The organism is Microcoleus sp. Pol10D4 (genome assembly GCF_036701555.1).
Lineage (GTDB): Bacteria > Cyanobacteriota > Cyanobacteriia > Cyanobacteriales > Microcoleaceae > Microcoleus.
On the sequence record NZ_JAUBRA010000011.1, the window covers coordinates 36,334 to 58,562 of the forward strand.

A 22,229-nucleotide genomic window follows, 5' to 3' on the forward strand; every position below is an offset into this window, starting at 1 on the left:
AACAACAGTACAATTTTAATGCCAGCGGCACTCTCTATTTAAGCGGGGTAATCGCATTTAATACGCTTACAAGGCTGGCTTCCAGTAAATGCAGTCGATGTGCACTTCGCGAGCAGAATACCCAATCGATCGTCCAGGGGCATTGAAATCCCTCAGTCCTCCGTTCCACCTCCTTCTGTGGCGAATAAAGATGCTTGGAGTGGATTAGACCACGGGGCGCTTTTACGGTCATCAGAAATTCTTGGGAAAAACGCTGCTGCCAGAAACGCTGTTGCCAGAAACGCTGTTGCCAGAAACGCTGCTTAACTCACACCTCTGGTAACTCCTGTAAAATCTGTTCTACTGTTACCTTCAACGGAGGTAAATTATTCTGTACAATCGCCCAAACTAGGTTCAGCGAAACTCGAAAATATTCATGCACTACAAGATTCCTAAACGCTACAATTTGCGCCCAAGGGACTTGGGAATATCGGCTAGTTAACTCGGACGATAACGCATTTGTTGCTTCTCCAATAATCTGGAGGTGATGAACAATCCAAATTTGGATTAATTCTTGGTTATCAAATGCCTGCCTGCCTTGGCTTGCATATCGTTCAATTGCGGCTATTGCATCTAATATATCTTGCAGCCGTTCCGCTTCCCGCCTCATAGTGGTACAGCTTCCTGCAAAACGCGCTCCCGAATCCGTTCTTTCAACATATCCACTGTGGCGATATCAACCTTGCGATTGAGTAGTTGTTCCAAATCAAGCAATAGCCCACCTGGAAACCAAGGCGTAATTTTCTCTAAATCGTAATCCACTAACAAATCAATATCGCTTTCTGGGGTCGCTTCGCCCCGCGCTACCGAACCGAATACGCGCACATTGTAGGCTCCGTGCTTTTGGGCAATGGCTAGAATTTGCGATCGCTCATAATACAGTAATTCTTGAATGCCTAATCCTGTTTTGGTCATCAAACCCTCCTCAACGTCTTAAGATGGTGCCCTCATTGCTATTTCTAGTCTGGCACTTTCAGCAACAAGTTACGCCCAATTACGCAAGCTATCGCTACACAACGCCATTTGCGATCGCCACCAACACCTCAATTTTTGGGAAACTAAACCCAAACCCAAAACCCCAACGCGCCCCCCATGCCCAAAATCCCTGAGTGCGATCGCTGTCTCCTCTACGGCCGCAACCCACACCTCATCTGTGCCGTGCATCCCACAGGCCCTAACACCAATACTTGCATTGACTTTCGAGAAAACCCCGATGCCGCACCGGAGGAACTGTGGGAACCCGAAGGGGCAAGCTACTACAACGGCGAATTGATTCTGCAACCGAGGCAGCGGTGGACATCAGAGCAACAGTTAGAGCTTTTGGACACGCACCCACTATTTACTGGCCGGTGTCCCCGGTGTGAACGCCCGTTCCCCCAGTGTGAAACGCCCCCGGTGCATTGGGATTGTTCGGAGTGTGGATGGATGGATGATTCGGTTTGAGGCGATGGTCGCAGCAGTTCTGTTTTGATAATGACGATCGTTACTTGCTCTCTAGAGCATTGATGCAGCTAACTTTCTAGTTAAGATTGAATAAGTTAAATAAAGAATTATGGTTTTTTAAGTAAGCTAGCTAGTATTTAGGTAATTTGATTACTAAATGGGCTTTTTAGTCAAGTTGTTTAGTATAAAAGGGAATGTAGTTTGTATGAAGAATCTATACCACAAAGTCGCCGTTGCCTCTGTTTGCACCGCTCTAGGTTTTGTTCTGGGGACAAGCGAAGAAGCTAAAGCAGCTACATTTACTCTTGCACCAAGTATCACTTTTGAAGTAATAGATAAAGGCTACGAGGGCTATACCTTTGACGGTCTGGGAGACGAGGTTTTTCCGGGTAATTTTGATGTTGTGGTGAGGGGAACGTTGGGTGAAGCAGCAGAGTTTGCCGAATTCAATATCGGTAGCTTGTCTTTCGCCCCTAATACAGTTATTAGCAGTGCTGTTTTTCAGGCTGAGATTTTTAGTTTTTTAGTCACTGGTCTTGGGGTAGAGGACTATACTAACCCTGGTAGCCTTGGCATCTTTGGGTATGTAGGAAACGGAACAGTCGAAGCATCAGATTTTGAGGCGGGAGTATTATTAAGTTCTGTAGATGTTTCATCCTCGTCTCCTGGTGATATTCTTAGCTTTGACGTAACGCCGTTTGTTAATCAGCGAGTTAGCAACGGTGATGCTTTTGCTGGGTTTGGCATTCGCGCCTTGAACTTTGGTGGCCTCGCGCTAAAAAATACTTATGCTCCCGGTATTCAGCCCCGGCTGATAGTTGAAGCCGACATCGTTGCCGAGCCTGTGCCCGAACCGACCACAATCTTTGGTTCAGCTTTAGCCCTGGGCTTGGGAGGATGGCTGAAACGAAAGAAATCAAATCAGCAGCATAAAACCACGCCACAAGATTAATCTACGGTTTGACAACCTAATTTAAATCTCAAGTTATCAGTCGCGGGCAACAGCTTGCTGGAAAGCCCACTTGGAAGTGCAGCCGACTAATCCTCCAACAAACACCCAAAACGCGCCTTGAGGCCACACACTTAACACCGCAAACTCATGCGGCCACGATTGCCAGAAGCGAAACATGATTGCAGCGATCATGGTTAGTAAGAATATTTTGCCGGTGGTTGCTTCACCGATCGTCCAAGCCTGGTACATTCCCCAGCAACAGGCGATCGTCAATTCAATAAACAGCACCAAGTTCAAAACGCTGAGAATAGCGCTGTTGATGTTGCTGTTAATGTTCTGCAAAAAGGTGATGAAATCCATCGGCTTGATTTTTTAAACTACTCCCCAATCTAGCAAGCTTAACAGAAGTTGTGCAGCCGCTGCTTGTCAAGTTTCCTCACCAACGGCCGTCAGCCCAGGAGTCACCAACTAAAAAACCCAGGGGTCGCCGGGACTGTGTGCGATCGTCAAGCGAGTTTCTGCTGCTGTGTATTTCGTCTGCTCTGACTTGGCGATCGCTCAAGAGTCAGACAAGCGTGGAATGATGGTGAGGCACTAAGAAATATGGAATACAGAAAATGACTGACTCGCCGCTCGAACAAATCGATTTGCTGGACACGGACTACGCCGACATCCTCGCCCACAGCAGCCATCCCCCATTCGAGCTGCAACTGGTGAGGTTGGGGATTGACCCAGCCAAAGCGCGCACCACCACCAACTTCATCGCCCTAATGCGCCAAAAACCCGACACTCCCGAAGGATGGGCTGCTTTAACCGAGGCTTGGGAAGAGGCTTGCGGCTTCGAGCCCGAACTCGAACACTTGCAACTGCTCGTACAATTGCTGTGGAACCATCAAAGGAACGGTGCAAGCGATAGATAACCCGCACGTTTAGTTGAGTTCACCGCAATAAGTTAGCAAAAGCATCAATCGGCAATCCCTCTTTGAGCAGCGAGAATTTCTCGATATAATTGCCATCAAATATGCTGAGGTTATCTATGCGAGTGCGGGCTGCTAAAACAGACTCCACCCATGTTGTAGAAAGCGGAACTCCAAAATAGCAACCGGGAGAATCCCAAGTAGGGTCGATGGCATATCCATCGGGTGTGAGCAACCAAGCATGGCTAATTGGAAATCCGACATCGGCATGAAGGGCGTATCCTTCGACGTAGGTGAGGCTGTTATCGGTAAATGCTAGCTGTTGGCAATTCCAGTAACCAAACTTCGGTGCGCCCGGTTCGATCGTTTGAGGTAATAGCTGCGGTTCCATCGGAAACCCGCATTGAACTATCAATTCTTCGTACCTTTGATACATCCAATTAGCTCTGATAGGCACTGTTTCCATTGCTGCAACTACACTTTGTAAGTAGTGCTTTATCTGCTCTCCTGAGACGGTTTGGGTGAGGGTATTCACGGTAATTTTCCTGTTATATTGAGTTTACTTGTTCGAGCTTTCCAATCGATTCCACAAGGGAAATAGCTCGACATCCTGGGAATTGTACAGCAGTTCCTTGAATACGGGAAACTCTTTGACGTACATTTTATAGAGCTTGGGATTGCTTTGGAGGCTAGCTTCGGTGTTGGCTATTCTATCAGCCAATTTAACAATCAAAGCTTTTTTGTTTGACTGAATTTTTAAGGTAGTTTTACGAAAGCGATCGACTCTATTTCCCCCCGGCTCAGTGGTTACAGCCCACACAATATCGGCGGTTTCTTTCCCGAATTCGGACACCAGCATTTCATAAGTTGTTGGCGTATCTTCCAAGACATCGTGGAGCCATCCTGCTGCTGCAATCGCTTCATCGTCTGCATAACCGAATTCGCTTAGCACTTGAGATACTTGAGCTAGATGGTACGAGTAGGGACGATCGCCGTATTTTTGAGTGCCGTGTTGGGCAATTGCAAATTCTTTAGCTGCGTCTGCAATATTCATTGAATCCACCCCCTTCAACCATCTTTTATACTGCGCGTGCTACTGTTTAACTGAGCCCTTAGTTTGCTTCCTTTCTTCTAACCGCCAATCTTTGTTTAAGTACCCCAAACTGCCTCGTTGCATCCTCTCTAAAACTTCATTTTCCCAATTGCTAGGAAAATACTGCTTGATTAGTTCGACGTGTTCGATCTCCTGTTTAGTCAGCCACCACTGCCGACCCGCAAATCTCATAGGGGATGTGAGCTGTTTGTTTACTTCAAGGTACTGCTGTAATTCAGCAATCTCATTCTCATTCAACCCGTAGGCTTCTGCTTCTTTCTGCCACTCCGTCCAACTCATGTGCGTGTGAGAAGGCAAACTGGATAAAAAATCGTGAGTTAACTCGTCCAGCTCCATAGTGTTGATGTAATTAGTCATTGCTTAATTTCCTCTTTGGTGGATGGATAATTTGAGTTGATGGGTAACGGTCTTTAAGTAATGGAAAGTTAAGCAAGAGCATCAGCCGATAATCCTAGGTTGAAAATCTTTGGATACTCTAACAGCCCCACATCAATAAAAACTTAATCGCGGGCGGGGCAACCGTTATTTATCGTTACCCGCCCAGCTATTGCTATTTTTTAGGAGTGCGGGTGCAGAATATCAAATCTCCTGAATTAAGGGTAATGAAACTACCCGCCTCTGCTTGCTGGGCAAACTCTTCAATGAGTTGGCGGTCACTATCGCAGGCAGCTCTTTGCAACAAATCAGCCGTATTTTCGGCTGACCAGTTTACTTTATCGTTAATGGTAAAACAATAAACAAAGTCGTACATCATAAGAACAATCCTTAACCTGAATAAGTGGACTTAGAGTTTGAGTTAATCGGCAATGGTCTTTAAGTAATGGAAAGTTAAGCAAGAGCGTCTGCCGGGAATCCTTGTTTGAAAATCGAAAAATCTTCGAGATGATTCCCCTGCAAAATGCTCAATTCATCACTGTACCCCTTCTGCTTTCGAGTATTCCAAATTGATTTTACCCACGATGTAGACAAGGGAATGCCCAAATAACAACAGCCGAAAGGTTCCCAAGTCGGGTCGATGACGTATCCGTTGGCATCGAGCAGCCAAGCATGGTGCAGCGGGATAGATACGCCTTCCGCCATTGCGTAGCCTTCAACGTAAGTGAGGCTGCGGTTTTTTAAGAGTAAGCGCTGGCAGTTAGCGTAGCACAATCTCGGTTGACCTTGTTTGATGTTTTTGGGTAGCGGTTTGGGTTCCATCACCCTTCCGCACTCTAAAACCAATTCCTCAAAACCCCGATACTTCCAATCCGTTCTGCCTGGTACTTTTTTCATCACAGCAACTAAATCTTGCAAGTATCCTTTGAATTCCTCTAATTCAGTAGTTTCAGTTGGATTGTTCATCGCTTTGTTGTTCGGTTACTTCGGTTACTTTGTTTGACATCTCCACCAACAATTGATATTTGCCAATCAAATTGTTAACTTTGGAAGCATCCACATTCGTGTGCGAACCTATTGCCTTGCATTCTTTGACCCGGCGCGCAATTATCTGCAACGATTCCTCTAATTGTTCGATTTCTGACAGTAATGTTGCCTTAATTGTTTCAATGGCTACAATCTCCTCCTGATTGTTGTTCCAGATTCATTAACTTTCCCAGCTTCCGGTTGAGTAAATCGGCATCACTTTCATCCTCACATCGCTCCTTCTCTAACCATTCTAAAATCTCTGGCTTGGGGCGAAACGAGAACACGGGGCGCTTGCTATCGTACTTAGCTTTAGCTTTGCGGATAACTTCGGGATTGTTGGTGTGATATTGTTGCTGCGCTGAGATTTCCACAACTTCGATCGCAGTCCACCGGGCTTGGATTCTTTCACCCTGCCGTCCCACCAAAACATGAGATTCGAGATACTTTTTAGCACCCCGTTCCGTTTTCCACTTCTTCGCTCCTTCCAAATGAGCCGAATCAATGGCATTGTATTCGGGATTTCCCTGCGTTTCGGTGGCATAGCGCACTTGAGTATCCTTTTTGAACCTGATGGCGTACAAACTCAACTCGCAGCCTCCTGCAACCGCTGCTGCTGGTAGCGTTCCCAAGCCCGCACCGCCAATTCTTCAAAATGAGTGTCAGGGTATTCGGGTGAGAAAGCCTCGGAACTATGATTCCGATAAGCCTGTTCTGCTGCTTTTTCTACTTGGATGCGAGCTATCAGAAACATGGCTTGATGTTCTGGTGAACCTATTTCCGCTTCTGCGATTACTATGTAACTGTTGGGGTATTGAGCAACAGCTTTGTCAGCACCCCTGCGCGTTTTCCAGCGCCTAGCACTCGACAAAGTATGGGCGTAGTAAAACTGTTCGGGTTGTCTGATGGATTGAGCTACAAACATCTGTGTTGTTCTATAGTATGTGGCAACCAAGCTTTAGATAGCGCATATTAAAGCTTGATTGTGTTGTGAGTTAATAACCGACTAGCGGACTCGATACTCGGTTTCTAGGTACTGGATTATCAACCTCCATTTGGCTTTACAGAATTCTAAAAATTCTGGAAACTTTTCTTCAGGGATTCTGAAACCGGCTTGCCGTGCAAAATAGTAACAAGAGTTATCAAAAAGAGCTCTTCCTCCCCTATCTCGGTATACTTGGTACACCTCTTGCATTGTTAATCCTGCTACGATTTCTAATTCATCATCAGCAGGAATGGGCAAGCTTTGGGCATCTTCCCAAGTGACTGGTAATTTCATTGCTTATTTTCCTCATCTTGGTTGCAAGAATTCTAATGGTAAGGCATCTAAACTTTGAGTAAATGTCCCAATTAATGAACGTATTTAGTCATGAAACACCCTCATGCAGGATCACTTTTAAACCAAATTCACGGCAGATAACCCTTAAACCGAATTCACGATAGATCACCTCCAAGCAATTCTCTGCTAGCGTTTTGTGAGGCTGTCCCCGCTGCGTGAAGAAATCGATATCGATAATATCTACCTTGTCTAAACTTCGCATAAGAGCGATCGCTCCGTGACTGTACGCTCTGGGATACACCACAAATCGGGAACCCACCTCATCCCAAACGCACTTGACTTTAGTTGCGCCGAGAACATCTTGAATGTCGCCAACTATCACAGAGGGTCCCGACCAATAGAACCGACCGTCATAATGGGTGACTGGCAACTGAGCTGCTGCCATATCCAAGCAAAATTGGCGGTGTTCCGGGTGGAAATATCTATTAGTTATTCCTCTAACAGCACTTCCCGGCATCGGTTGAGAATTGCAACCACCGAGTACAACATCGTATTGATTGGGTTGATTCATGTTGAGCCTTCCTCATGATTTAGTACCTGCGGCATCTCGTACCTTGCATTAACTTCTAAGTCCCCGAATTCAACTTCTTGTTCTTCCAGATAATTGTCGATTTCACCCAAGCAGGCTGCTGCCATCTTTCGATACACTTTCATTCTCGGATTATCGCCATGAATATCTTCAATCTCCCATCCTTCTGTTTTGGCTAGTATAAGCGCCAATCTTTCGAGTAATTCGTAATACATTGTTATGACCTAATTTGATAGGGTTGGTATCTGACACATTTCGGACACTTTTAAGTCCTCAAATTCTAGCTTTCTTTGTGAGAGGAAACTATTAATTTCCCTCAAACAAGTTCTGACCATTTCTAAATACACTTGGATAATGACATCGCCCAAGTATATCTTTTCAATTATTTGTCTGTTAACCTTAGCTAGATTAACGATCAGTCTGTCGGTCAATTCATCCAACAGCAGAATGTTGGCACTGGGAGAGGAAGATGTTCGCCCGATAGTGTACACTTCCAGGTCTTTGAACTTGATACCTTCTTCTTTCAATAACCCATCAATGGTTTCAAGGGAAACTTTAGCCATTGCTGGGTAGACCTGAAACTTGGGATTATTGGTATTGATGTTTCTAATTGAGTATCCCTGTCGTCTGGCTAGCTCTACTGCTAGTATTTCGATTAATTCGTGATACATGATGCTAGGCTCCTGGGTTATTGATTTAGGTGATGAATAGATTGCCGTTGCACAAAGGTTCGTCATGCGTGAAGTCATTTTTCGTGTTATGTAGGTAAACGCATCCGACATCCTGCGGGTTAATTTGTTCTCGCCTACCAATTACTTGGTGTTCGACCGCAACTAATGCGCCATCTCCTTCAAAGTCTAAGGAAAACTCAACTTCGGCATCAGGATGGCACATTGTTAATGCTTCTATGAGTTCTTTAACTGTCATCTTCCCTCCTTGTCGAACATCGATCGGTCTGCTGCTACCCCATCTATCACCAAACTATCGAATGCAGCTTCAATCCAAATAGTCGCTCCCGAACACCGAGCTTTGCTTGCATCCTGAATCAACACGCAGCCACCGGTGAACTCTACCCGTTTGGCATAGACCGACCCCAAGTAAGTGTTGATGCTGATAGCCCGATCGTCCACCAAAACTCCCCTGAGCTTGCTAGCTTTTTTATTGGCGGCAGTGATGTGCCTGTTCACGTAAATCTGTGCTTTCATTAATCTTGTATCCGAACTTGCTTTGGGTACGGGGCGATCGCTCTCGACTTTGACCGGACTTGGGCGATCGCCTTTTTGATAACCTGCTAGCTAGTGTAGTTAGTTTACGAACTATTGTCAAGGCGCGTATGTCAGAATTTTGGGGAGATGCACCATCAATAGAGGATTATTGGCGGGGTATCATTCTCTTTGGCAAGAACGTCGCCTCGTACAAGTTTGCGCTAGCTCAATCGCTGTTGGAGTTAGCACCCGGTGGTAAAAGCATCATCACCTTGGAGGAGTTGGCAGAGCCATTTGCACGGAACCTTTGCGAACACTTGAGTCTAGTTCCAAAGCAAACCACATCGCCGTCCAGCAAATATTTAAGAACTTGCCAGGATTTTAACGCAGGCATTATCAGCAGGGAGCAGTTAGTTGAGGTAACAGTCAAGCTTGGCTTCAGTTGCGTAATTGATGCGTTTCACAACGTCAATAAAGCGGAGACACCTGTGCGTTTCTTCAGCAGTGAAAGCCGGGGTGCTAAAGCGATCGCTCTGACCGATGAGTTATTTGGGATGTTGGAAGGAAACCAGGGGCAGAACTTACCCCAAGAGGTTGACGCGCGGTGGCGGTTGGTGGAAACGGCATGGGAGTTGAAAGTATCCCGCAACCTAATCTCCATTGGTTGCGACCTCGACGAAAGCCTGCTATTTACTCAGAGTCGCGCTCGCCGTGTCAACATTACCTCGTGTCGCGGTGCTTTAAACGGCTATCAAAAAGGTAAGTGTTTCTACTGCTTTGGCGATATTTCGATTATCAGCAGTGCGACCGATTTAACGGATGTAGACCACTTTTTCCCCCGCGTTCTCATTAACGACAACATCGCTCATCCCATTGACGGCATCTGGAATCTCGTGCTAGCTTGCGTTAGCTGCAATCGGGGTGTGGGTGGGAAATTCGACCGGCTCCCCCAGCTTCGGTTTCTAGAAAGGCTCAACACCAGGAACGAGTTTTTGATTGGCAGCCACCACCCGTTACGCGAAACACTGATACAGCAGACGGGTAATTCAGAAGCCAAGCGCCGCTCTTTTTTGGAGAGGAACTACAATGCAGCAAAAACGGGTAGGCTAATTAATAGTAACTGGCAACCTGCTTTTGAGTATCCCCCAGCTTTTTGATTGATGGTTCAACCGATGGTTAATAAATTTCAACGAATCAAGCTTTATTTCAACGCAGAAAAGATTTGTTTGGGCGGTGTAGATGACGATTGGTGGCTCAAAGATTTTGACGGCGATTATTGGGGTTCCGATTACTTTTGGCTGCCAATAGGCTATAACCCGATTGGAAAACATGGAGATGAACTTTTACAATTTCTCAAACCTCGTGCTTAACTAATCCGATGAAAGAATGCCGATGCACCCACAATAAGTTCTACACCCCTGCGACAGTTGCTACTTAGTTTTCAAGTTATCAAACTCGATCGACTACAAATTCTCCTAATTCAACACACACAAATTATCTATGAACGTTCAAAGCCACTCCATATTAAAATCGCATCCCATTCCCGGCAATGGCTCTCAAGCCCCCGGTTACATTACTCTCAGAGAATGGCGCAAGGATGAAGAATGGGTAACGCACTTTTACAATACCCAGGATGGTGGGTTCTACTACGGCCGATACTTCACCGATTTAGCTGAAGCTGAGGCTAACTTCGAGCTGCGGGTAAAGGAATATGGGTTTCTTGGGAAGCTACCCGGTTCCCTAGAGTCAGAGGAACCGATCCAAATCCCAGAACGCATCCTCCAAGGGATTGATGCAGTTCGAGAAGCAAACACGACCAATATGTTCCATGCAAACACGGTGCGACTTCAAGCCGTAGCTTTGGGATATCTAGAAACCGCTCAATGGATTGAAGCAAACTTGGAAACTTATTGCAGCGGTGTTTTTAGGGGATTCGCAGCTCTCTAAAATAGATTGAACGGTGGCAGGAAAAGCGATCGCCCTATTTGCGGAAAAATAAGCTATGCCTAAACCAAAGAGGTATCCCGACAATTGGCAAGAGATTGCGCTCTCGGTGAAAGAAAACGCGGGCTGGCGCTGTGCAAAGTGCCATCAACAATGCCTCCGACCCGGTAAACTCCGACCCGGCAAACAAAGCGGCTTAACCAAATCTGAACGATGTGCTTTAACTTTGGCGGTACACCATCGCAATCGGATACCGGAGGACAACCGCCCTGAAAACTTAATCGCTCTGTGTACCGCGTGTCACCTGTCCTACCACAACCGCGGTCAGTCCAACGTATCGCCTGGGCAATTATCCCTGTTCCCCGATGATGCGGTGAATTGGGATACTATCAACTGAGCGCTGGCGGCAATTGAATCTGTTTAGGATGCACTTTTCTTGCTGGTAAAACTAATAGTGCAGGACGACCTGGAAAAATACTCGGAGTGGGTCGTGACCGAATACCCAAAAATTAGAGCGACACAAAAATCGAGACAAATTTAGCGAGGCTGGCTGGAATCCCCCGATTGTTCTTCAGTTAGGAGGATATCTTTTCGGGGCGTCCGGCACCGATTGATAAATCTCCGATTTCAAATCCAAAATAGCTTTTACTTTGCGAACCGTATTGACTGACACACCAGCTTTTTGGGCCGCCTGACGCAGCGACAATCCCTCATTAATTGCTGCAATTGCTCGTTGCGATGAGGGTTTTTCCAAAAAACTCTCTGTCAATTCCGCACGAGGCGGCCGACCAATGTGTTGACCCCAATTTTTAGCACGTTCCATCCCCTTTTTGATTGCATCCGAGCGCCTAGAAGCACGTTCCACCCCTTCAATTAACTGCTCAATCGAACTAGGTTTACCTTCTAGGATGTCTGCTTCAACCTTTGATAATGCCTTTGCTTCCATCCGTCGCAAATCTCGAAGCACAGTTGTAGCTTGTTCGGGGGTAAAAAAGTTGTAATATTCAGTCAGATTGCCAATAGAAATATTGAAGAACGAATATCGATGTTTGAAATACTTCTCTACATTTCCGCGATGGGCCCAAACACCCAAAACCTTAATTGAAACAGTTTGAAAATGGGGTGACAAATCTTTTTGAATTTCAGACACTCGTGTTTGAACGTCTCGCTGAGTTACACCAATTTTATAAAGGGATTGTTCGCCCACATTAATTTGTAGGTAGTAGAGATTCTGAGATAAAATCTTCCGAAAATCAGCTTGATATATTTGCAAATCTCGCAAGCATTCATTGAAGTTAGCAGAGTTTTCGAGAGCGGCAACTTGAACGTTTTCTTCAAGTTCCTGTAGCTTTTCCAACAATATTGATTCTTGAACTTGATTAAACAGCATTAAGGACAATGCACCAAATGGAATCTTGCCCAGTTTTGTAAATTGGTATTTACCAGCGTAGCGATATTCGTTGAACTCAAGTAATTCTTCGTCAGTAAAAATTTGCCATGCTTCTTTCTCTGGAATGCCTTTATTTTTGATTCCGTAGCGATTCCAGAGTTTTTTTAATTGCTCTAGTTCTTTGCCAGTTAGCCAAATGTTGAAATGGTCATACAGGGGCAGGTTGGGAAGCAAGCGCGCGCTGCGATTCACTTGCCGGCAAGTTTCGTGAGTGTGGGCAAAGTGATGCTCCTTGCGCCGACCCTTTTTAGCAGTCAGTTCGCCGTCGCAGTAAGGACACCTTAGCTGAGTTTTCCCGCCTCGTGGAACATCTTCGATCGACACCAGGGTTTTGTCTTGGTCAATGCCATATCTGAGCCACATTGGGAAGTATCCTTTTTTTGATACACGCTTGTCGGTGGGTTATCGTAGGAGGCGATCGTGCTTTGGAGTTATATTAACTGTATCAAAAAAAGGGTACTACACGGGTGTTAGCGCATCAACGTTCGGATAAAGCTCGCGATATTTTTGCCAGTTGGAGCGATAGAAATGCCGGCCGAACTGGGTGATAGCGAGGTCGTGTTCGTACCGCCCCCCAACAAACCCCGAACGCTCTTTGATGAGTCCCCCGCCACTGTAATCACGCAACCTCAGCCAAGTCCATTCCCAGGAAAAGCCTCCGTAGTTTAGGTTTTCATCCTTCTTGACTCCCCCATCCCCCGCAACGTAGGCGGCAACTAACGCCGCCCACTGCCTCTCTTTCAGTTGCCCCTTTGGCGCTTTTTTGGGTGCTTCCAGACCCAATCCCGCCCGAGCGACGGCCCGCCCCTGAAGAGTAAGCTTGCAATCGAGCCACCGCAAGTCATCGTATGGGTAGCGAATTTCAATCAGCTTGCGAGTCGCCAATGCCTTGAACGTGCTGCCCGTTCCGGGGTCAACTTCTCCCGCTTCCTTGATACGCATCCTGAACGGTGTTGACACCCCAAAAATTTCCGCGTACTCGATCCAGCGCCACTGACTGGCCGGCCTCGTACCGGAGCGCCGCCAATCGCCCCCACGCTCGGACGCTTCCCGCTGTTGGTCTGTTTCAAAAATCAGCCTCAAGTATGTCTGCTGCCTGGGATTCAATTCCTCCCAAAGCTGCTGGTGTTTGGAGAGTTTGGCTTCGGCGGACGGCTTGGAGGTTCTTTCAGTCGAAAGTTGCGAGTCCGTCGTTTGTGCGTATCTTTGTTCGGCTGCTGGCGCGACGATCGCTCTTTCCAGGAAGAAAGGCGGGTTGGCAGGATCGCCACCTGCTGCAATAAATTCCTGGTAGCGATCGCACAGCGTTTCTACTTGAGTCCAGAGCGGTTGGGGTACTCTCATCTGTTTGGTGTTGTAGGGCGCTTTCTTTCCGCGACCGCCCTTTGGTTTGTCAGCCATAAACCTGTCAACAAGTTTCTTTGCTACCATTTTAAACTTGTTTCCAGCTAATCCACCCAGCGCGTTTACCAAGCGAAATCAAGAATTCCCGAACGCTCTTGCCCCTCTTCCACAAAAAACCAAACTTGCCCAGCAGCGGGTGTGGCTGGGCTGTTTCGAGAACGGCAGACCACTAATCTAGGTGCTGGTCAACTAAAGCAATGAGTTTAGCGATCGCCTTCTGTTCTTCTAAAAGCAGTTCTTTGAGTTGGCGCATCTGTTCTTGATTTGGGGGTCTGTGTACCAAATCATCAACGAAGTCTAGCAGGGGAGACTTTCTAAAAGGTCGGCTCAAAGCAGCTTCATCTCGCAAGCGCTTGGTTCGCTCCAGCTTAGACAGTTGCAATCGGTTTTTAGCCTGACGGCGTATGATAAGCCCGTCAAGTCTTTGACATACGTTCCCAGTCCTCTTCATCTCCATATATGTCTTTCACTTGTTGTTTTAACTCGGTTATCTGCTCGGTCAGATTTGCCACCTGATCTTCAATGGCATCTGTTTTATCTTCCTGGATTTCCAGAGAAATCTCCACAGATTCAACGTATTCCGTTAACTTTTGTAGTGGATCGGGTTGGGGCGTATCACCGTTAGACCCATTGCCGTTAGACCCATTGCCGTTGGTCATAGTCATTCCTCACTGGTGTGTTGATAGAAGAAACTGGCGCTATCGATCGTCCCTCCCGTCGCCTGGAGATGGTGCGCTTGATGCGTTGGAGTTGCTAGCTATTCGCCAGCACAACGCGCTTGCTAGTTGGTTTTGTTCGACACGCTCAAGAACTCGCACTGTCGGGAACCAAGCCTGCAAGTGGGATAAGTCGCTGTTGACGCTACCCGAATACGCTTGAAACGGGTCGGCTTCCAAACAAACAAAGGTTCGGACAGCGTAGAGTTCATCCAAATTGAGTCCGTCCAAGCGATTAATCAAGGATTCGAGGGAATATTTTCGGGGCGTCGTGTGTCCCGCAACCGCTTGTTCCCCGAATTCCCACCAACTCATCACGTCGGCTCGTTCGGTGGGACACACAATCTCATGTTTCCGAACGCAGATGTAAACTGGCTGCCCGTCTTCCTCTATCAAATTATTTTGGTCATCCAGTAGGCGACCAGTGACAGTTTCAGAACGAACGTCGGTCACTTCCATGCGTCCCATTGTGGTGGTGACACATGGATTGGGTATTTCTACAAAGCTTGGTCGGGCGGGTTGCGATGGCTGCCCGTGATCTGCGAACATAGAGGAAATCTCCCGAAAGTGAGTGCCATACCCCGCCCCAGAAGATTTCCAGTCATAGGGGGCGGGGTTTGGTTTTGGTGTTAATATGTTTGTGTATGCACAGACATATTATGTATGCACAGACATAGCACTTTTATTTGGGTATTGTCAAGCCCTATGATGAAAAATGTTGTGCATACACAGACAAATGACCAGAAAACCGGCTGAACGCAGCGCTTGGGGCGAAAACAAAGAGCGCTACAGCATTTTTGTGACTCCTACCGCGATGAAGGCGATCGACACCAGGGCGGAGGCTCTTGACATATCGCGCTCTGAATTCTTGGAACAGTTCGCCCGTCAGATGGTGGGAATGACCGACACTGAGCTAGGAAAGGAGGATAGGGAGACGTTGACCAAAAGTGTTGGAGCAGAGTATCGCATTAGCTCGCGAAGAACTTGGCGGCAGGGGTTTGTTTCTCAAGCGCAAGGCTAAGGGCGATCGAATCCAATTGCTAAAAAATCAAATTATGGAATGGGAAACACTACTTGAAAAACTAGGCTGAACTACGGGTATACACCAAGCTTTGTTTATCTCGCGTTTGGTGTATACCCAAAACAGCAACGCCAAGTGTGCTGGATTAAAAGTTCAAAATGTCTCAGATTTTTTGCCAAAAACTTTGGTGGACTGCATTTACGTAGAACCAGAGCTAAGAACGGCATTTCAAACTTTTTGAGTTCCAAGACCCCCAGGAAGAAATAAAAAGCTGGAGGTTTCAAAATACATCCATTTTAAGGAGTGACCGCAATGATTGGATGGCCATTTAGCAAAAATGGAGACGACGACTCGGAGCAGGAAAACAGACATTCGGCATCATCTGAAGAGGATTGCAAGGAGATGGAAAAGAAGTATGGATGGGAACTCAAAAGAGTTGAACAAAACGAGGATGATTCAGACCTCGAAGTCGATTGCGTCTTCAAAGGCAAACAGACGAGTTTTTGGGATATGTGGGGCGACCACCAAGACGATCGAGATAAAGATGAGGTATAAACAATGACATTACTCGAACAAATAACACCAACTGAAGACATCGAACTATACGACCCATTGGCAAGCAAGTCTACGCTGAACCTTTACCTAGTCAAAGAGCAAGAAAAATGGGTGCCGATCGAGAGTAAAGAGCTTGTTATCGGGAAACAGTTGACTCGACTGTTGCAGCTTTCCCACGATTCGCGTCCACTACTCAAGCGTCAGGTCAAACTTGGCGAACGGCTCACTTACCACGTAAAAAAAGAGGGTAGCCCTTGGAAAGCTTACCTTGTCACTCCCTCAGACTGGGTAGTGGTCAAGGTGTTTCGGTACGAAGCTGACCTATCAGAGATTGAAGGGGATATGCCGGAGTTTCGGGATGTACAGATTGCTTATTGCGAACGCCAGCCTTTGACACCAGAGGAAGCTGAAACAATGACTTATGAGATTGTTAGCCAGGTTTCTGTGGATTCATGCGGTGGCGATAAGGAAGCTTATCAGAAATTCCTTGCCACCCAGCAATCTAAGCAATACGTTCGAGTTTAAAATTGGCAAAGGCTGTTGCCGACAAGCGACCGCCCGCATCGATTAGACCAGACCAAAAAAAAGAGTCCGCAGTCTTTAGAAGAGACGGCGAACAACAAAATAAAAAAAACTTTAGATTCATCATAGTTCATTTCTGCCACTACCGCAAAATCTGCACCTTTGCACGTCAACGGTAGTTACAGCAGAGCCGTCTCTTCTACATTTAGCGGGTTTTTGTAAAAAAACCAGTACGCACCGCTATGAGTAGCGAGAGAGGCATCTATGAACGTTGTACAGCAATTTGAATCTACCGCTTATCTTTGCCCCAAACACAAGAGCCACATTGAGAGCCGGGGGCTGTTGAACGATTGGAGTTACGCCAACTGTCGCACCGTATCTGCGGACGAGGCATCAGTATATCTGGGGTACACGGCAAAGTCTGGCGGCATCCTATTCGTGGGAAAAACCACACAATTTCAGTTCAGGCCGGACAAGCCTTGGAAATCAGAAAGCTGCAAGAAAGCGCCCAAATACCGCACACCAGTTGGTGAATACGACGCATTCTTGCCCCAGCATCCCACCCACAAAAACTACTGGGATACCGAAAATCTCAAGCAGCACTGCTACCACATCAACGGGCATCCGTGCATTGTCCTCACTGAAGGCCCGTTCAAAGGAATCGCCGGATGCGCTAACGACATCCCAACTATTGCACTGCTGGGCGTTTCAATGGGTCTTACCTCTAAAAAAGGAGACATTCAAGGCAAGCGCTACTTGGTCGAAACTTTAGAAAAGTACGCCCGTGCCGGCTTCGGGTTTATCTTTGCCTTCGATGCCGATGCCGCCACCAACCCAAACGTCACCTGGGAACAGAGGAAACTCGGTCTTGTGTTGCTCAAGTTCGACGTTCCGGTCTACAGTGCAACTGGAGGTTGGGATGCGGGCACCGAAGGCGAAACCAAAGGCATGGACGATTTGATTCAACGAAAGAGCATTGAAGCTTTTAGAAAAGTGCTGGCCACGTCCGTTACTTTTAAGGACTGGGAATCAAAAACCTTTGGAGGCGACGGCGGCAGTGGTGGAACTAGAGACAGATACTTAGTCCCCAAGTCCACAACGTTTGAGGCACACTGCCTCAAGAATTTATTCGGAGATGATTGGATAGTTGTCAATGATGCTTTCTACCAATGGAACGGGCGCTATTGGCAATTCCAAGATGAAGCGGACGTAAACAAACTCATCGGCGACTTTACGGAGAATTGCTACGAAACAGCAGAAGTCGGCAAAAAGTTTAAGTTCGGCACTAACAAATTCTTAGATTCGGCTTTTAAATATTGCCGGAAGGTGCTGCACCAGAAGGTTGACACTTCTCGGAACCACCTCAAATCATTCTCCAACGGCACTGTAGATTTGAGGACTGGCGAACTGTTCCCACACGACAAGGAACATTACCTGCTTTCTTGTTCCCCCTGCGATTATGTGCCAGGGTCAGAATGTCCAGCCGAATTTAAGCAATTCATACTTTCTGCCTACGGTGTCGAACAGATAGAGGTCATCAGGGCTTTGACTTCGATGTATTTAGACCCAACCGCACCTTACGGGAAGTTTGCTTACTTGATTGGGGATAGCGGTAGCGGGAAAGGCGTGATGCTGCGGACTTGGGCAAACTTACTTGGCGAAGAAAACAGCGTTAGTTCCAATAGCTTGACCGAGCTGACAAAACCTGAAGGCCGGCATCAATTATTAACTGGTAAATCCTTGTTTTACATCCCCGATGCTGGCGGATTTCTGAGCGGGCTCAAAGCTTTTTACGAATTGGTGGACAATGGCGGCATTTCGGGACGCGCTCTATTTTCTGCATCGGCTTACCAAAAAAAATGGAACGTGCGATTTGCGATCGCCTCCGTCGAACACATCCAAACGGAAAATAGCGGCGACGGTTGGGACAGGCGCTGCATTCCACTACAAACCCGCCCCCGCATCGCCAACATTGAAGATCCCTCACTCGGCCGCAAGTTATCCACTGAGTTAGGTTCGATCGCCGGTTGGGCGCTATCAATGGACAAGACAGAACGCAATCGCATTTTGCTCGTACCGTCAACCAACCCGTCAATTGTCGCGTTAAAACAGGATGGCGCGATTCTGGGAGATAGCGTCCGTTCGTTTGTCGATCGCTGTTTGAGATCGGGTGGCGATAGTTATAGCGGCAGCGATTTGCACAGTTGGTATGTGGCATATTGCAAAGCCCACAATCTCTTGCCAAGCGGTTACAACAAATTCGTCCACCACTTGCAGCGAGTATTGTCAAATCACTGGCGAGCTTCCGAAGTTGTGCGAGAGGGCGACAAAATCAAGCGCATTCCGGCTCAGTGGCAGGGACTTCAGATTTTACCGTGCTTCGTTGATGCAGCCATCGCGGAGGATGAAGATGGCAGCAACCGACCGCACATCCCGAACTGGGCTTGCATCAAAACTGTTTGCTGTGATGGCGGACTGCAAGAATTAACTCAAACCCGCACGGTTACAGGCACTTCAAAGATTGCAAAAATTCCAGCACATTCTCAAATAGCTCAAAGCCTTGCGGTTACAGATGTTACCAGCAATTCTGAAATTGTTACAACCTCTGAAAACGCTACAACCCGCATGGTTACAGACGTTACAGCGTTACAAGATGAAAGTAGCCAATCTGAAAAAACATCACCACCTGACATCACCCAGAGTGTTAATCATAAAGTCGAGTCTCAACCAGTAACTGATGTAACGCCTGTAACAGCGCCTGTTACACCCGCTTTTGAGCTGGAAGCCAAACCGTGTAACAACTCAAAAACTTGTAACAATTCGCTCGCCCCTCAACTCCAATTCACCCCCGGCGATCGAGTGAAAGTTTCGGCCCAGTATCCCGGTGCCGAGGAGTACAGAGGCGAGGGAGCCACCGTAGTTGAGGTGTGGAAGGATGGGCGAGAATGCCTGCTTGTTGAGCTTGACCGCGAAGTGACAATTCTCGGTAAATCAAAAAAACAACTCTACCTTGACAGGCGTTATTTAGTTTTAGAATCCGCTGCTGACTCAAATCTCAACGAAAACGAACTACAACTGGTTGAACGTGCACTCAAAGCAATCGCGGACAATGACCCCGCAGCAGCCCATGATGTCTATTGCCAAGTGCATCGATTGGGAGTTAAGGAAGCAGTGAAAGCAGTGCTGACAAACGATGAAAATAAGGATTTTAGACAATTGGTCAAACTTTGGAAGAAAAGCAAAAGTCAGCCTTAACCCGAACGCTTAGACTCAGTTGTCCCTCTTTGGTGTCTACCTTTTCTTGGTCTATACCCGAAGTTTTGCGTGCATCATTTTTTATGTTTGCGGTAATCCGAAGAACGCGCTACTACCACTGACTCTCGCTCTTGCGATCATGCCCGGAGGCTTGCTGCGGGGTAATTGGCAGAATTGGCGAGAGAACTCAAGCACGATCGTTTCAGGCTGATGACCGTCAGGCAACCCCTCTAACAAGATTATCGACAGATCGCTCTCGGCTCCTTGCTGCACTTGATTACAGCTAAACGAACTCTAGTTTTTTACCGTGGTGCGATCAATCCGGATTCTGTAGCCGAGCTTAGAAAAGACTGAATCATACCAATAAGACTGTCGTCTCAGCGCAAAAGCCATATTTGGTTGTGACCCCTTTTGCTTTTGCGCCAAGTTACTCAGTCTTTTTTACCGGCCGGACACCACAAACGAGGTTTAGTTTATGAAGCCCAACTCTTTACCGACTACAACTCCTGATTCACAGATTCAGGAGAATCCTTCTATTTGTCACACAGAGCAGCCCCATCAACAAACTCCTACTCTCCCTGGTCTGCCCAACCTAGATTTGATCTATCCGAGTCTGATGCCATTCCTGATTTTGTTGATTAACATGACGGACCAAGTTCTTGTTCCTTGGATTGCTGCTCGCTTGAACCCACAGAAGACTAAGTTGGAGCCCGACGAAAAAAACTCTCGAGTTTTCAACTTTACTTTCAACTTCACTTTCAACCAAGCTGTGAACATCTCAAAGGAAAAGGACGATTTACCAAAGAATAAGACTTTGAAGGAAAAGGACGATTTACCAAAGAATAAGACTTTGAAGGAAAAGGACAATTAAAGTTTGTCGGGTATACACCAAAGCTTGTTTCTGACACTTGGGTGTATACCCGACTGTTGCACGTACATCAGCTCTGGTTTTGCTTGGGCTAATCCTGCTTGACTCTGACAGCCTCCTTGAAGCTTTCACGCTCCCCGGTTCGTTTTGCTCTAATCGGGGGGCGGGCTTTCGCGGCATCATTCAAGAACGCTCAAAGCCAGGAATTTTGTTTGTTCAAACACGCGACGAATGAGTTTCGTTTTTATAATTGGTGCAGTGATAAAATAAACAAGTTAAATTGACGAAGGATGAACTAATGGAAGATAATAAAATTTCTCAATTTATTCAAGCCCTTAATTTTTTTGAGCTAGAGTTAGAAGAAATAACGGGACAACCAGGTTATGAAAATAGAAGAGGCAAAGTGATTGCGGTAAGAAAAAAAGGCGATAAGTCACGGATACTGTGCGCTTATTCCACCTACGACGAACTGTTGGATTGGGCAAAACAACAATTCCGCAACCCCCGTTGACGCTTGAGTTGAAGATAATTTTACCCTCTTTCAGAGAAAACTGGACTGCCAACATTTTCGTATTCATGGGTTTTTTCCTCTTTTTCGGATAGCCCGGTTCCGGTAGACCCACGCATCCGTACTGTGAGGGATACGTGGACTTTGCTCAGAACCACAAATCACCTTGCCTAACCAGTCGATCGGCTTCCATTTTCTGATGCAGTGACCGGATGTGATATTGCCGCTGCACTGATGCACTCGAACAAACCACCAGATTGTCTGGTGAGCTATTGGTTTTGTCATGGTCAAGATGATGGACAACTTCACCGGGTCGGAGCTTGTGGTCGTAGCTTGCGGGGCGCGAACGCGCCATCGTCTGTTCGGCAATTACACGATGCAAATAAACGGTTTGATAGCTCATGGATCTTCTAGAGAAACGGGGAAAATTGCTTGAGAAGTATCCAAAGTTTGGGTATGGGTTTGTTTCCGAACTTCCTCAAACCAATCTTTATGGGCTTCAAAAACTGCTGCCAGAACCGAGATTAACAATTGCTACTGTTCATACGGAATATCAGCGCAATCATTTTCTATTCGGCTGAATTCACAGAAAGTTACATTTCTTCCAGTGCGAGCGGTCAATCTACGAGCCAGTTCTATTTGACTCATAGATTGATACAATCGGGCATTTTTGATTAATCTGCCCAAGGTGATTTCGCAGTTCATAAAGCTTGAATTGATTGCTAAGGTTTAGTCATGGGTCATTGATGTTGCTGACTCCTTATTGTTCAATGCCCAATTTACTGCTTCGTTGAAAGCTTCATCAGTCGGCTCACCTAAGAAACCGATCGAACAGAGCCATTTTAGTTGTATATTCCTACCACCGCGACAGATTTTGGTGTTATTCGTACTATGACAAATGTGTTGCCCGTTTCCCATCAAGTTTTCGTAGTATACTGCCAACTCTGCTGGAGATAGAGGTAATGGTTTTTCACCACTAAACGGACAAGTTTTGCACGGTTTCTCTTGAACGGGGTAAGTTCTCATGTCAGTTGGATCGAGTTTCAT

General features: G+C 46.7%; 37 protein-coding genes. 13 read left to right on the forward strand and 24 right to left on the reverse strand.

Annotated elements, in window-relative coordinates; all coding sequences use genetic code 11:
- Window positions 1–307: 307 nt before the first annotated feature.
- Together QUA36_RS08480 and QUA36_RS08485 are read right to left on the reverse strand one after the other, a co-directional pair.
- Complete coding sequence (locus QUA36_RS08480; RefSeq protein ID WP_333456729.1) at window positions 308–649, reverse strand: HepT-like ribonuclease domain-containing protein; 342 nt, start codon at window positions 647–649, stop codon at window positions 308–310.
- On the reverse strand, window positions 646–954 hold the full coding sequence (locus tag QUA36_RS08485; RefSeq protein ID WP_333174239.1) for a nucleotidyltransferase domain-containing protein: 309 nt from the start codon (window positions 952–954) through the stop codon (window positions 646–648). The genes QUA36_RS08480 and QUA36_RS08485 overlap by 4 nt, the downstream gene beginning before the upstream one ends.
- Before the next feature lie 177 nt (window positions 955–1,131).
- Between QUA36_RS08485 and QUA36_RS08490 the strand changes: the two genes are divergently transcribed.
- Window positions 1,132–1,482 (forward strand): hypothetical protein, encoded by a 351-nt coding sequence (locus tag QUA36_RS08490; protein WP_333456730.1) that lies wholly within the window; start codon window positions 1,132–1,134, stop codon window positions 1,480–1,482.
- A gap of 157 nt (window positions 1,483–1,639) precedes the next feature.
- Window positions 1,640–2,434, forward strand: coding sequence for a PEP-CTERM sorting domain-containing protein (locus tag QUA36_RS08495; protein WP_333456732.1), 795 nt, complete (start codon window positions 1,640–1,642; stop codon window positions 2,432–2,434).
- Window positions 2,435–2,470: 36 nt separating this feature from the next.
- Here QUA36_RS08495 and QUA36_RS08500 read toward each other — a convergent pair whose 3' ends face one another.
- Window positions 2,471–2,794 (reverse strand): hypothetical protein, encoded by a 324-nt coding sequence (locus QUA36_RS08500; RefSeq protein WP_333456734.1) that lies wholly within the window; start codon window positions 2,792–2,794, stop codon window positions 2,471–2,473.
- 257 nt (window positions 2,795–3,051) lie between these two features.
- Here QUA36_RS08500 and QUA36_RS08505 point away from each other — a divergent pair, with 257 nt between their 5' ends.
- Entirely contained in the window at window positions 3,052–3,354 is a 303-nt protein-coding gene (locus QUA36_RS08505) for a hypothetical protein (RefSeq protein ID WP_333456736.1), read from the forward strand.
- A 19-nt stretch (window positions 3,355–3,373) separates the two neighbouring features.
- On the opposite strand, the gene QUA36_RS08510 is transcribed toward QUA36_RS08505, so the two are convergent.
- The 13 genes from QUA36_RS08510 to QUA36_RS08570 all read right to left on the reverse strand — a co-directional run bounded on the left by QUA36_RS08510 (window position 3,374) and on the right by QUA36_RS08570 (window position 8,939).
- Window positions 3,374–3,886, reverse strand: a complete 513-nt coding sequence (locus QUA36_RS08510; RefSeq protein WP_333456738.1) for a hypothetical protein — start codon at window positions 3,884–3,886, stop codon at window positions 3,374–3,376.
- Between the two features lie 24 nt (window positions 3,887–3,910).
- Window positions 3,911–4,405: an HD domain-containing protein gene (locus QUA36_RS08515; RefSeq protein ID WP_333456740.1), complete on the reverse strand. Its 495-nt coding sequence runs from the start codon at window positions 4,403–4,405 to the stop codon at window positions 3,911–3,913.
- Window positions 4,406–4,444: 39 nt separating this feature from the next.
- Window positions 4,445–4,822 carry a hypothetical protein gene (locus tag QUA36_RS08520; RefSeq protein ID WP_333456742.1) on the reverse strand — a complete coding sequence of 126 codons (378 nt, stop codon included), beginning with the start codon at window positions 4,820–4,822 and terminating at the stop codon, window positions 4,445–4,447.
- 193 nt (window positions 4,823–5,015) lie between these two features.
- On the reverse strand, window positions 5,016–5,219 hold the full coding sequence (locus QUA36_RS08525; RefSeq protein ID WP_333456744.1) for a hypothetical protein: 204 nt from the start codon (window positions 5,217–5,219) through the stop codon (window positions 5,016–5,018).
- Between the two features lie 74 nt (window positions 5,220–5,293).
- Entirely contained in the window at window positions 5,294–5,806 is a 513-nt protein-coding gene (locus tag QUA36_RS08530) for a hypothetical protein (RefSeq protein ID WP_333456746.1), read from the reverse strand.
- A gap of 200 nt (window positions 5,807–6,006) precedes the next feature.
- Window positions 6,007–6,498: a hypothetical protein gene (locus tag QUA36_RS08535; RefSeq protein ID WP_333456747.1), complete on the reverse strand. Its 492-nt coding sequence runs from the start codon at window positions 6,496–6,498 to the stop codon at window positions 6,007–6,009.
- Window positions 6,453–6,791, reverse strand: a complete 339-nt coding sequence (locus tag QUA36_RS08540) for a hypothetical protein (RefSeq protein ID WP_333456749.1) — start codon at window positions 6,789–6,791, stop codon at window positions 6,453–6,455. The genes QUA36_RS08535 and QUA36_RS08540 overlap by 46 nt, the downstream gene beginning before the upstream one ends.
- An 81-nt stretch (window positions 6,792–6,872) precedes the next feature.
- Entirely contained in the window at window positions 6,873–7,145 is a 273-nt protein-coding gene (locus tag QUA36_RS08545; RefSeq protein WP_333456751.1) for a hypothetical protein, read from the reverse strand.
- An 88-nt stretch (window positions 7,146–7,233) separates the two neighbouring features.
- Window positions 7,234–7,716: a hypothetical protein gene (locus QUA36_RS08550; protein WP_333456753.1), complete on the reverse strand. Its 483-nt coding sequence runs from the start codon at window positions 7,714–7,716 to the stop codon at window positions 7,234–7,236.
- A complete protein-coding gene (locus QUA36_RS08555) occupies window positions 7,713–7,949 on the reverse strand; it encodes a hypothetical protein (RefSeq protein WP_333456754.1) in 237 nt (78 codons plus the stop codon). The genes QUA36_RS08550 and QUA36_RS08555 overlap by 4 nt, the downstream gene beginning before the upstream one ends.
- 9 nt (window positions 7,950–7,958) lie before the next feature.
- On the reverse strand, window positions 7,959–8,405 hold the full coding sequence (locus tag QUA36_RS08560) for a hypothetical protein (RefSeq protein ID WP_333456756.1): 447 nt from the start codon (window positions 8,403–8,405) through the stop codon (window positions 7,959–7,961).
- Between the two features lie 25 nt (window positions 8,406–8,430).
- On the reverse strand, window positions 8,431–8,661 hold the full coding sequence (locus tag QUA36_RS08565) for a hypothetical protein (RefSeq protein ID WP_333456757.1): 231 nt from the start codon (window positions 8,659–8,661) through the stop codon (window positions 8,431–8,433).
- The gene (locus QUA36_RS08570; RefSeq protein ID WP_333456759.1) at window positions 8,658–8,939 is read right to left on the reverse strand and encodes a hypothetical protein; all 282 of its coding nucleotides are present in this window, start codon (window positions 8,937–8,939) and stop codon (window positions 8,658–8,660) included. Before QUA36_RS08570 ends, QUA36_RS08565 begins: the two co-directional genes overlap by 4 nt.
- A gap of 128 nt (window positions 8,940–9,067) precedes the next feature.
- Between QUA36_RS08570 and QUA36_RS08575 the strand changes: the two genes are divergently transcribed.
- From QUA36_RS08575 to QUA36_RS08590, 4 genes are all read left to right on the forward strand, one after another.
- Complete coding sequence (locus QUA36_RS08575) at window positions 9,068–10,096, forward strand: hypothetical protein (RefSeq protein WP_333456761.1); 1,029 nt, start codon at window positions 9,068–9,070, stop codon at window positions 10,094–10,096.
- A 15-nt stretch (window positions 10,097–10,111) separates the two neighbouring features.
- Entirely contained in the window at window positions 10,112–10,309 is a 198-nt protein-coding gene (locus QUA36_RS08580; protein WP_333456763.1) for a hypothetical protein, read from the forward strand.
- Between the two features lie 130 nt (window positions 10,310–10,439).
- Window positions 10,440–10,886 carry a DUF5049 domain-containing protein gene (locus QUA36_RS08585; RefSeq protein ID WP_333456765.1) on the forward strand — a complete coding sequence of 149 codons (447 nt, stop codon included), beginning with the start codon at window positions 10,440–10,442 and terminating at the stop codon, window positions 10,884–10,886.
- Between the two features lie 55 nt (window positions 10,887–10,941).
- A complete protein-coding gene (locus tag QUA36_RS08590; RefSeq protein ID WP_333456767.1) occupies window positions 10,942–11,280 on the forward strand; it encodes an HNH endonuclease in 339 nt (112 codons plus the stop codon).
- A gap of 174 nt (window positions 11,281–11,454) precedes the next feature.
- Here the strand turns inward: QUA36_RS08590 and QUA36_RS08595 are convergent, their stop codons facing one another.
- The 5 genes from QUA36_RS08595 to QUA36_RS08615 all read right to left on the reverse strand — a co-directional run bounded on the left by QUA36_RS08595 (window position 11,455) and on the right by QUA36_RS08615 (window position 15,002).
- Window positions 11,455–12,696, reverse strand: a complete 1,242-nt coding sequence (locus tag QUA36_RS08595) for a GIY-YIG nuclease family protein (RefSeq protein WP_333456769.1) — start codon at window positions 12,694–12,696, stop codon at window positions 11,455–11,457.
- Between the two features lie 96 nt (window positions 12,697–12,792).
- The gene (locus QUA36_RS08600; RefSeq protein ID WP_333456771.1) at window positions 12,793–13,764 is read right to left on the reverse strand and encodes a hypothetical protein; all 972 of its coding nucleotides are present in this window, start codon (window positions 13,762–13,764) and stop codon (window positions 12,793–12,795) included.
- 142 nt (window positions 13,765–13,906) lie between these two features.
- Window positions 13,907–14,119: a hypothetical protein gene (locus tag QUA36_RS08605; protein ID WP_333456773.1), complete on the reverse strand. Its 213-nt coding sequence runs from the start codon at window positions 14,117–14,119 to the stop codon at window positions 13,907–13,909.
- 34 nt (window positions 14,120–14,153) lie between these two features.
- Window positions 14,154–14,396, reverse strand: a complete 243-nt coding sequence (locus tag QUA36_RS08610) for a hypothetical protein (protein WP_333456775.1) — start codon at window positions 14,394–14,396, stop codon at window positions 14,154–14,156.
- 39 nt (window positions 14,397–14,435) lie between these two features.
- The gene (locus QUA36_RS08615) at window positions 14,436–15,002 is read right to left on the reverse strand and encodes a hypothetical protein (RefSeq protein ID WP_333456777.1); all 567 of its coding nucleotides are present in this window, start codon (window positions 15,000–15,002) and stop codon (window positions 14,436–14,438) included.
- A gap of 187 nt (window positions 15,003–15,189) precedes the next feature.
- On the opposite strand from QUA36_RS08615, the gene QUA36_RS08620 reads away from it, so the two are divergent.
- The 6 genes from QUA36_RS08620 to QUA36_RS08645 all read left to right on the forward strand — a co-directional run bounded on the left by QUA36_RS08620 (window position 15,190) and on the right by QUA36_RS08645 (window position 21,185).
- Window positions 15,190–15,474, forward strand: coding sequence for a hypothetical protein (locus tag QUA36_RS08620; RefSeq protein WP_333456779.1), 285 nt, complete (start codon window positions 15,190–15,192; stop codon window positions 15,472–15,474).
- A gap of 312 nt (window positions 15,475–15,786) precedes the next feature.
- Window positions 15,787–16,029, forward strand: a complete 243-nt coding sequence (locus QUA36_RS08625) for a hypothetical protein (RefSeq protein ID WP_333456780.1) — start codon at window positions 15,787–15,789, stop codon at window positions 16,027–16,029.
- A 3-nt stretch (window positions 16,030–16,032) separates the two neighbouring features.
- Window positions 16,033–16,554: a hypothetical protein gene (locus QUA36_RS08630; protein ID WP_333456782.1), complete on the forward strand. Its 522-nt coding sequence runs from the start codon at window positions 16,033–16,035 to the stop codon at window positions 16,552–16,554.
- Between the two features lie 261 nt (window positions 16,555–16,815).
- The gene (locus QUA36_RS08635) at window positions 16,816–19,806 is read left to right on the forward strand and encodes a DUF3854 domain-containing protein (RefSeq protein WP_333456783.1); all 2,991 of its coding nucleotides are present in this window, start codon (window positions 16,816–16,818) and stop codon (window positions 19,804–19,806) included.
- Between the two features lie 475 nt (window positions 19,807–20,281).
- A complete protein-coding gene (locus QUA36_RS08640; protein ID WP_333456785.1) occupies window positions 20,282–20,677 on the forward strand; it encodes a hypothetical protein in 396 nt (131 codons plus the stop codon).
- A 295-nt stretch (window positions 20,678–20,972) separates the two neighbouring features.
- On the forward strand, window positions 20,973–21,185 hold the full coding sequence (locus tag QUA36_RS08645; RefSeq protein WP_333456787.1) for a hypothetical protein: 213 nt from the start codon (window positions 20,973–20,975) through the stop codon (window positions 21,183–21,185).
- 145 nt (window positions 21,186–21,330) lie between these two features.
- Here the strand turns inward: QUA36_RS08645 and QUA36_RS08650 are convergent, their stop codons facing one another.
- The 3 genes from QUA36_RS08650 to QUA36_RS08660 all read right to left on the reverse strand — a co-directional run bounded on the left by QUA36_RS08650 (window position 21,331) and on the right by QUA36_RS08660 (window position 22,229).
- Window positions 21,331–21,537, reverse strand: coding sequence for an HNH endonuclease (locus QUA36_RS08650; protein ID WP_445301425.1), 207 nt, complete (start codon window positions 21,535–21,537; stop codon window positions 21,331–21,333).
- A gap of 44 nt (window positions 21,538–21,581) precedes the next feature.
- Window positions 21,582–21,713, reverse strand: a complete 132-nt coding sequence (locus QUA36_RS08655) for a hypothetical protein (RefSeq protein WP_333456790.1) — start codon at window positions 21,711–21,713, stop codon at window positions 21,582–21,584.
- A gap of 198 nt (window positions 21,714–21,911) precedes the next feature.
- On the reverse strand, window positions 21,912–22,229 hold the full coding sequence (locus tag QUA36_RS08660; RefSeq protein ID WP_333456792.1) for a hypothetical protein: 318 nt from the start codon (window positions 22,227–22,229) through the stop codon (window positions 21,912–21,914).

Excerpts from the sequence above, each read along its gene's own strand:
- QUA36_RS08480 (WP_333456729.1), bottom strand. The coding sequence starts at position 649 with ATGAGGCGGGAAGCGGAACGGCTGCAAGATATATTAGATGCAATAGCC.
- QUA36_RS08485 (WP_333174239.1), bottom strand. The coding sequence starts at position 954 with ATGACCAAAACAGGATTAGGCATTCAAGAATTACTGTATTATGAGCGA.
- QUA36_RS08490 (WP_333456730.1), top strand. The coding sequence starts at position 1,132 with ATGCCCAAAATCCCTGAGTGCGATCGCTGTCTCCTCTACGGCCGCAAC.
- QUA36_RS08495 (WP_333456732.1), top strand. The coding sequence starts at position 1,640 with ATGGGCTTTTTAGTCAAGTTGTTTAGTATAAAAGGGAATGTAGTTTGT.
- QUA36_RS08500 (WP_333456734.1), bottom strand. The coding sequence starts at position 2,794 with ATGGATTTCATCACCTTTTTGCAGAACATTAACAGCAACATCAACAGC.
- QUA36_RS08505 (WP_333456736.1), top strand. The coding sequence starts at position 3,052 with ATGACTGACTCGCCGCTCGAACAAATCGATTTGCTGGACACGGACTAC.
- QUA36_RS08515 (WP_333456740.1), bottom strand. The coding sequence starts at position 4,405 with ATGAATATTGCAGACGCAGCTAAAGAATTTGCAATTGCCCAACACGGC.
- QUA36_RS08520 (WP_333456742.1), bottom strand. The coding sequence starts at position 4,822 with ATGACTAATTACATCAACACTATGGAGCTGGACGAGTTAACTCACGAT.
- QUA36_RS08525 (WP_333456744.1), bottom strand. The coding sequence starts at position 5,219 with ATGATGTACGACTTTGTTTATTGTTTTACCATTAACGATAAAGTAAAC.
- QUA36_RS08530 (WP_333456746.1), bottom strand. The coding sequence starts at position 5,806 with ATGAACAATCCAACTGAAACTACTGAATTAGAGGAATTCAAAGGATAC.
- QUA36_RS08540 (WP_333456749.1), bottom strand. The coding sequence starts at position 6,791 with ATGTTTGTAGCTCAATCCATCAGACAACCCGAACAGTTTTACTACGCC.
- QUA36_RS08545 (WP_333456751.1), bottom strand. The coding sequence starts at position 7,145 with ATGAAATTACCAGTCACTTGGGAAGATGCCCAAAGCTTGCCCATTCCT.
- QUA36_RS08550 (WP_333456753.1), bottom strand. The coding sequence starts at position 7,716 with ATGAATCAACCCAATCAATACGATGTTGTACTCGGTGGTTGCAATTCT.
- QUA36_RS08555 (WP_333456754.1), bottom strand. The coding sequence starts at position 7,949 with ATGTATTACGAATTACTCGAAAGATTGGCGCTTATACTAGCCAAAACA.
- QUA36_RS08560 (WP_333456756.1), bottom strand. The coding sequence starts at position 8,405 with ATGTATCACGAATTAATCGAAATACTAGCAGTAGAGCTAGCCAGACGA.
- QUA36_RS08565 (WP_333456757.1), bottom strand. The coding sequence starts at position 8,661 with ATGACAGTTAAAGAACTCATAGAAGCATTAACAATGTGCCATCCTGAT.
- QUA36_RS08570 (WP_333456759.1), bottom strand. The coding sequence starts at position 8,939 with ATGAAAGCACAGATTTACGTGAACAGGCACATCACTGCCGCCAATAAA.
- QUA36_RS08575 (WP_333456761.1), top strand. The coding sequence starts at position 9,068 with ATGTCAGAATTTTGGGGAGATGCACCATCAATAGAGGATTATTGGCGG.
- QUA36_RS08580 (WP_333456763.1), top strand. The coding sequence starts at position 10,112 with ATGGTTAATAAATTTCAACGAATCAAGCTTTATTTCAACGCAGAAAAG.
- QUA36_RS08585 (WP_333456765.1), top strand. The coding sequence starts at position 10,440 with ATGAACGTTCAAAGCCACTCCATATTAAAATCGCATCCCATTCCCGGC.
- QUA36_RS08590 (WP_333456767.1), top strand. The coding sequence starts at position 10,942 with ATGCCTAAACCAAAGAGGTATCCCGACAATTGGCAAGAGATTGCGCTC.
- QUA36_RS08595 (WP_333456769.1), bottom strand. The coding sequence starts at position 12,696 with ATGTGGCTCAGATATGGCATTGACCAAGACAAAACCCTGGTGTCGATC.
- QUA36_RS08600 (WP_333456771.1), bottom strand. The coding sequence starts at position 13,764 with ATGGTAGCAAAGAAACTTGTTGACAGGTTTATGGCTGACAAACCAAAG.
- QUA36_RS08610 (WP_333456775.1), bottom strand. The coding sequence starts at position 14,396 with ATGACCAACGGCAATGGGTCTAACGGCAATGGGTCTAACGGTGATACG.
- QUA36_RS08615 (WP_333456777.1), bottom strand. The coding sequence starts at position 15,002 with ATGTTCGCAGATCACGGGCAGCCATCGCAACCCGCCCGACCAAGCTTT.
- QUA36_RS08620 (WP_333456779.1), top strand. The coding sequence starts at position 15,190 with ATGACCAGAAAACCGGCTGAACGCAGCGCTTGGGGCGAAAACAAAGAG.
- QUA36_RS08625 (WP_333456780.1), top strand. The coding sequence starts at position 15,787 with ATGATTGGATGGCCATTTAGCAAAAATGGAGACGACGACTCGGAGCAG.
- QUA36_RS08630 (WP_333456782.1), top strand. The coding sequence starts at position 16,033 with ATGACATTACTCGAACAAATAACACCAACTGAAGACATCGAACTATAC.
- QUA36_RS08635 (WP_333456783.1), top strand. The coding sequence starts at position 16,816 with ATGAACGTTGTACAGCAATTTGAATCTACCGCTTATCTTTGCCCCAAA.
- QUA36_RS08640 (WP_333456785.1), top strand. The coding sequence starts at position 20,282 with ATGAAGCCCAACTCTTTACCGACTACAACTCCTGATTCACAGATTCAG.
- QUA36_RS08645 (WP_333456787.1), top strand. The coding sequence starts at position 20,973 with ATGGAAGATAATAAAATTTCTCAATTTATTCAAGCCCTTAATTTTTTT.
- QUA36_RS08650 (WP_445301425.1), bottom strand. The coding sequence starts at position 21,537 with ATGGCGCGTTCGCGCCCCGCAAGCTACGACCACAAGCTCCGACCCGGT.
- QUA36_RS08660 (WP_333456792.1), bottom strand. The coding sequence starts at position 22,229 with ATGAAACTCGATCCAACTGACATGAGAACTTACCCCGTTCAAGAGAAA.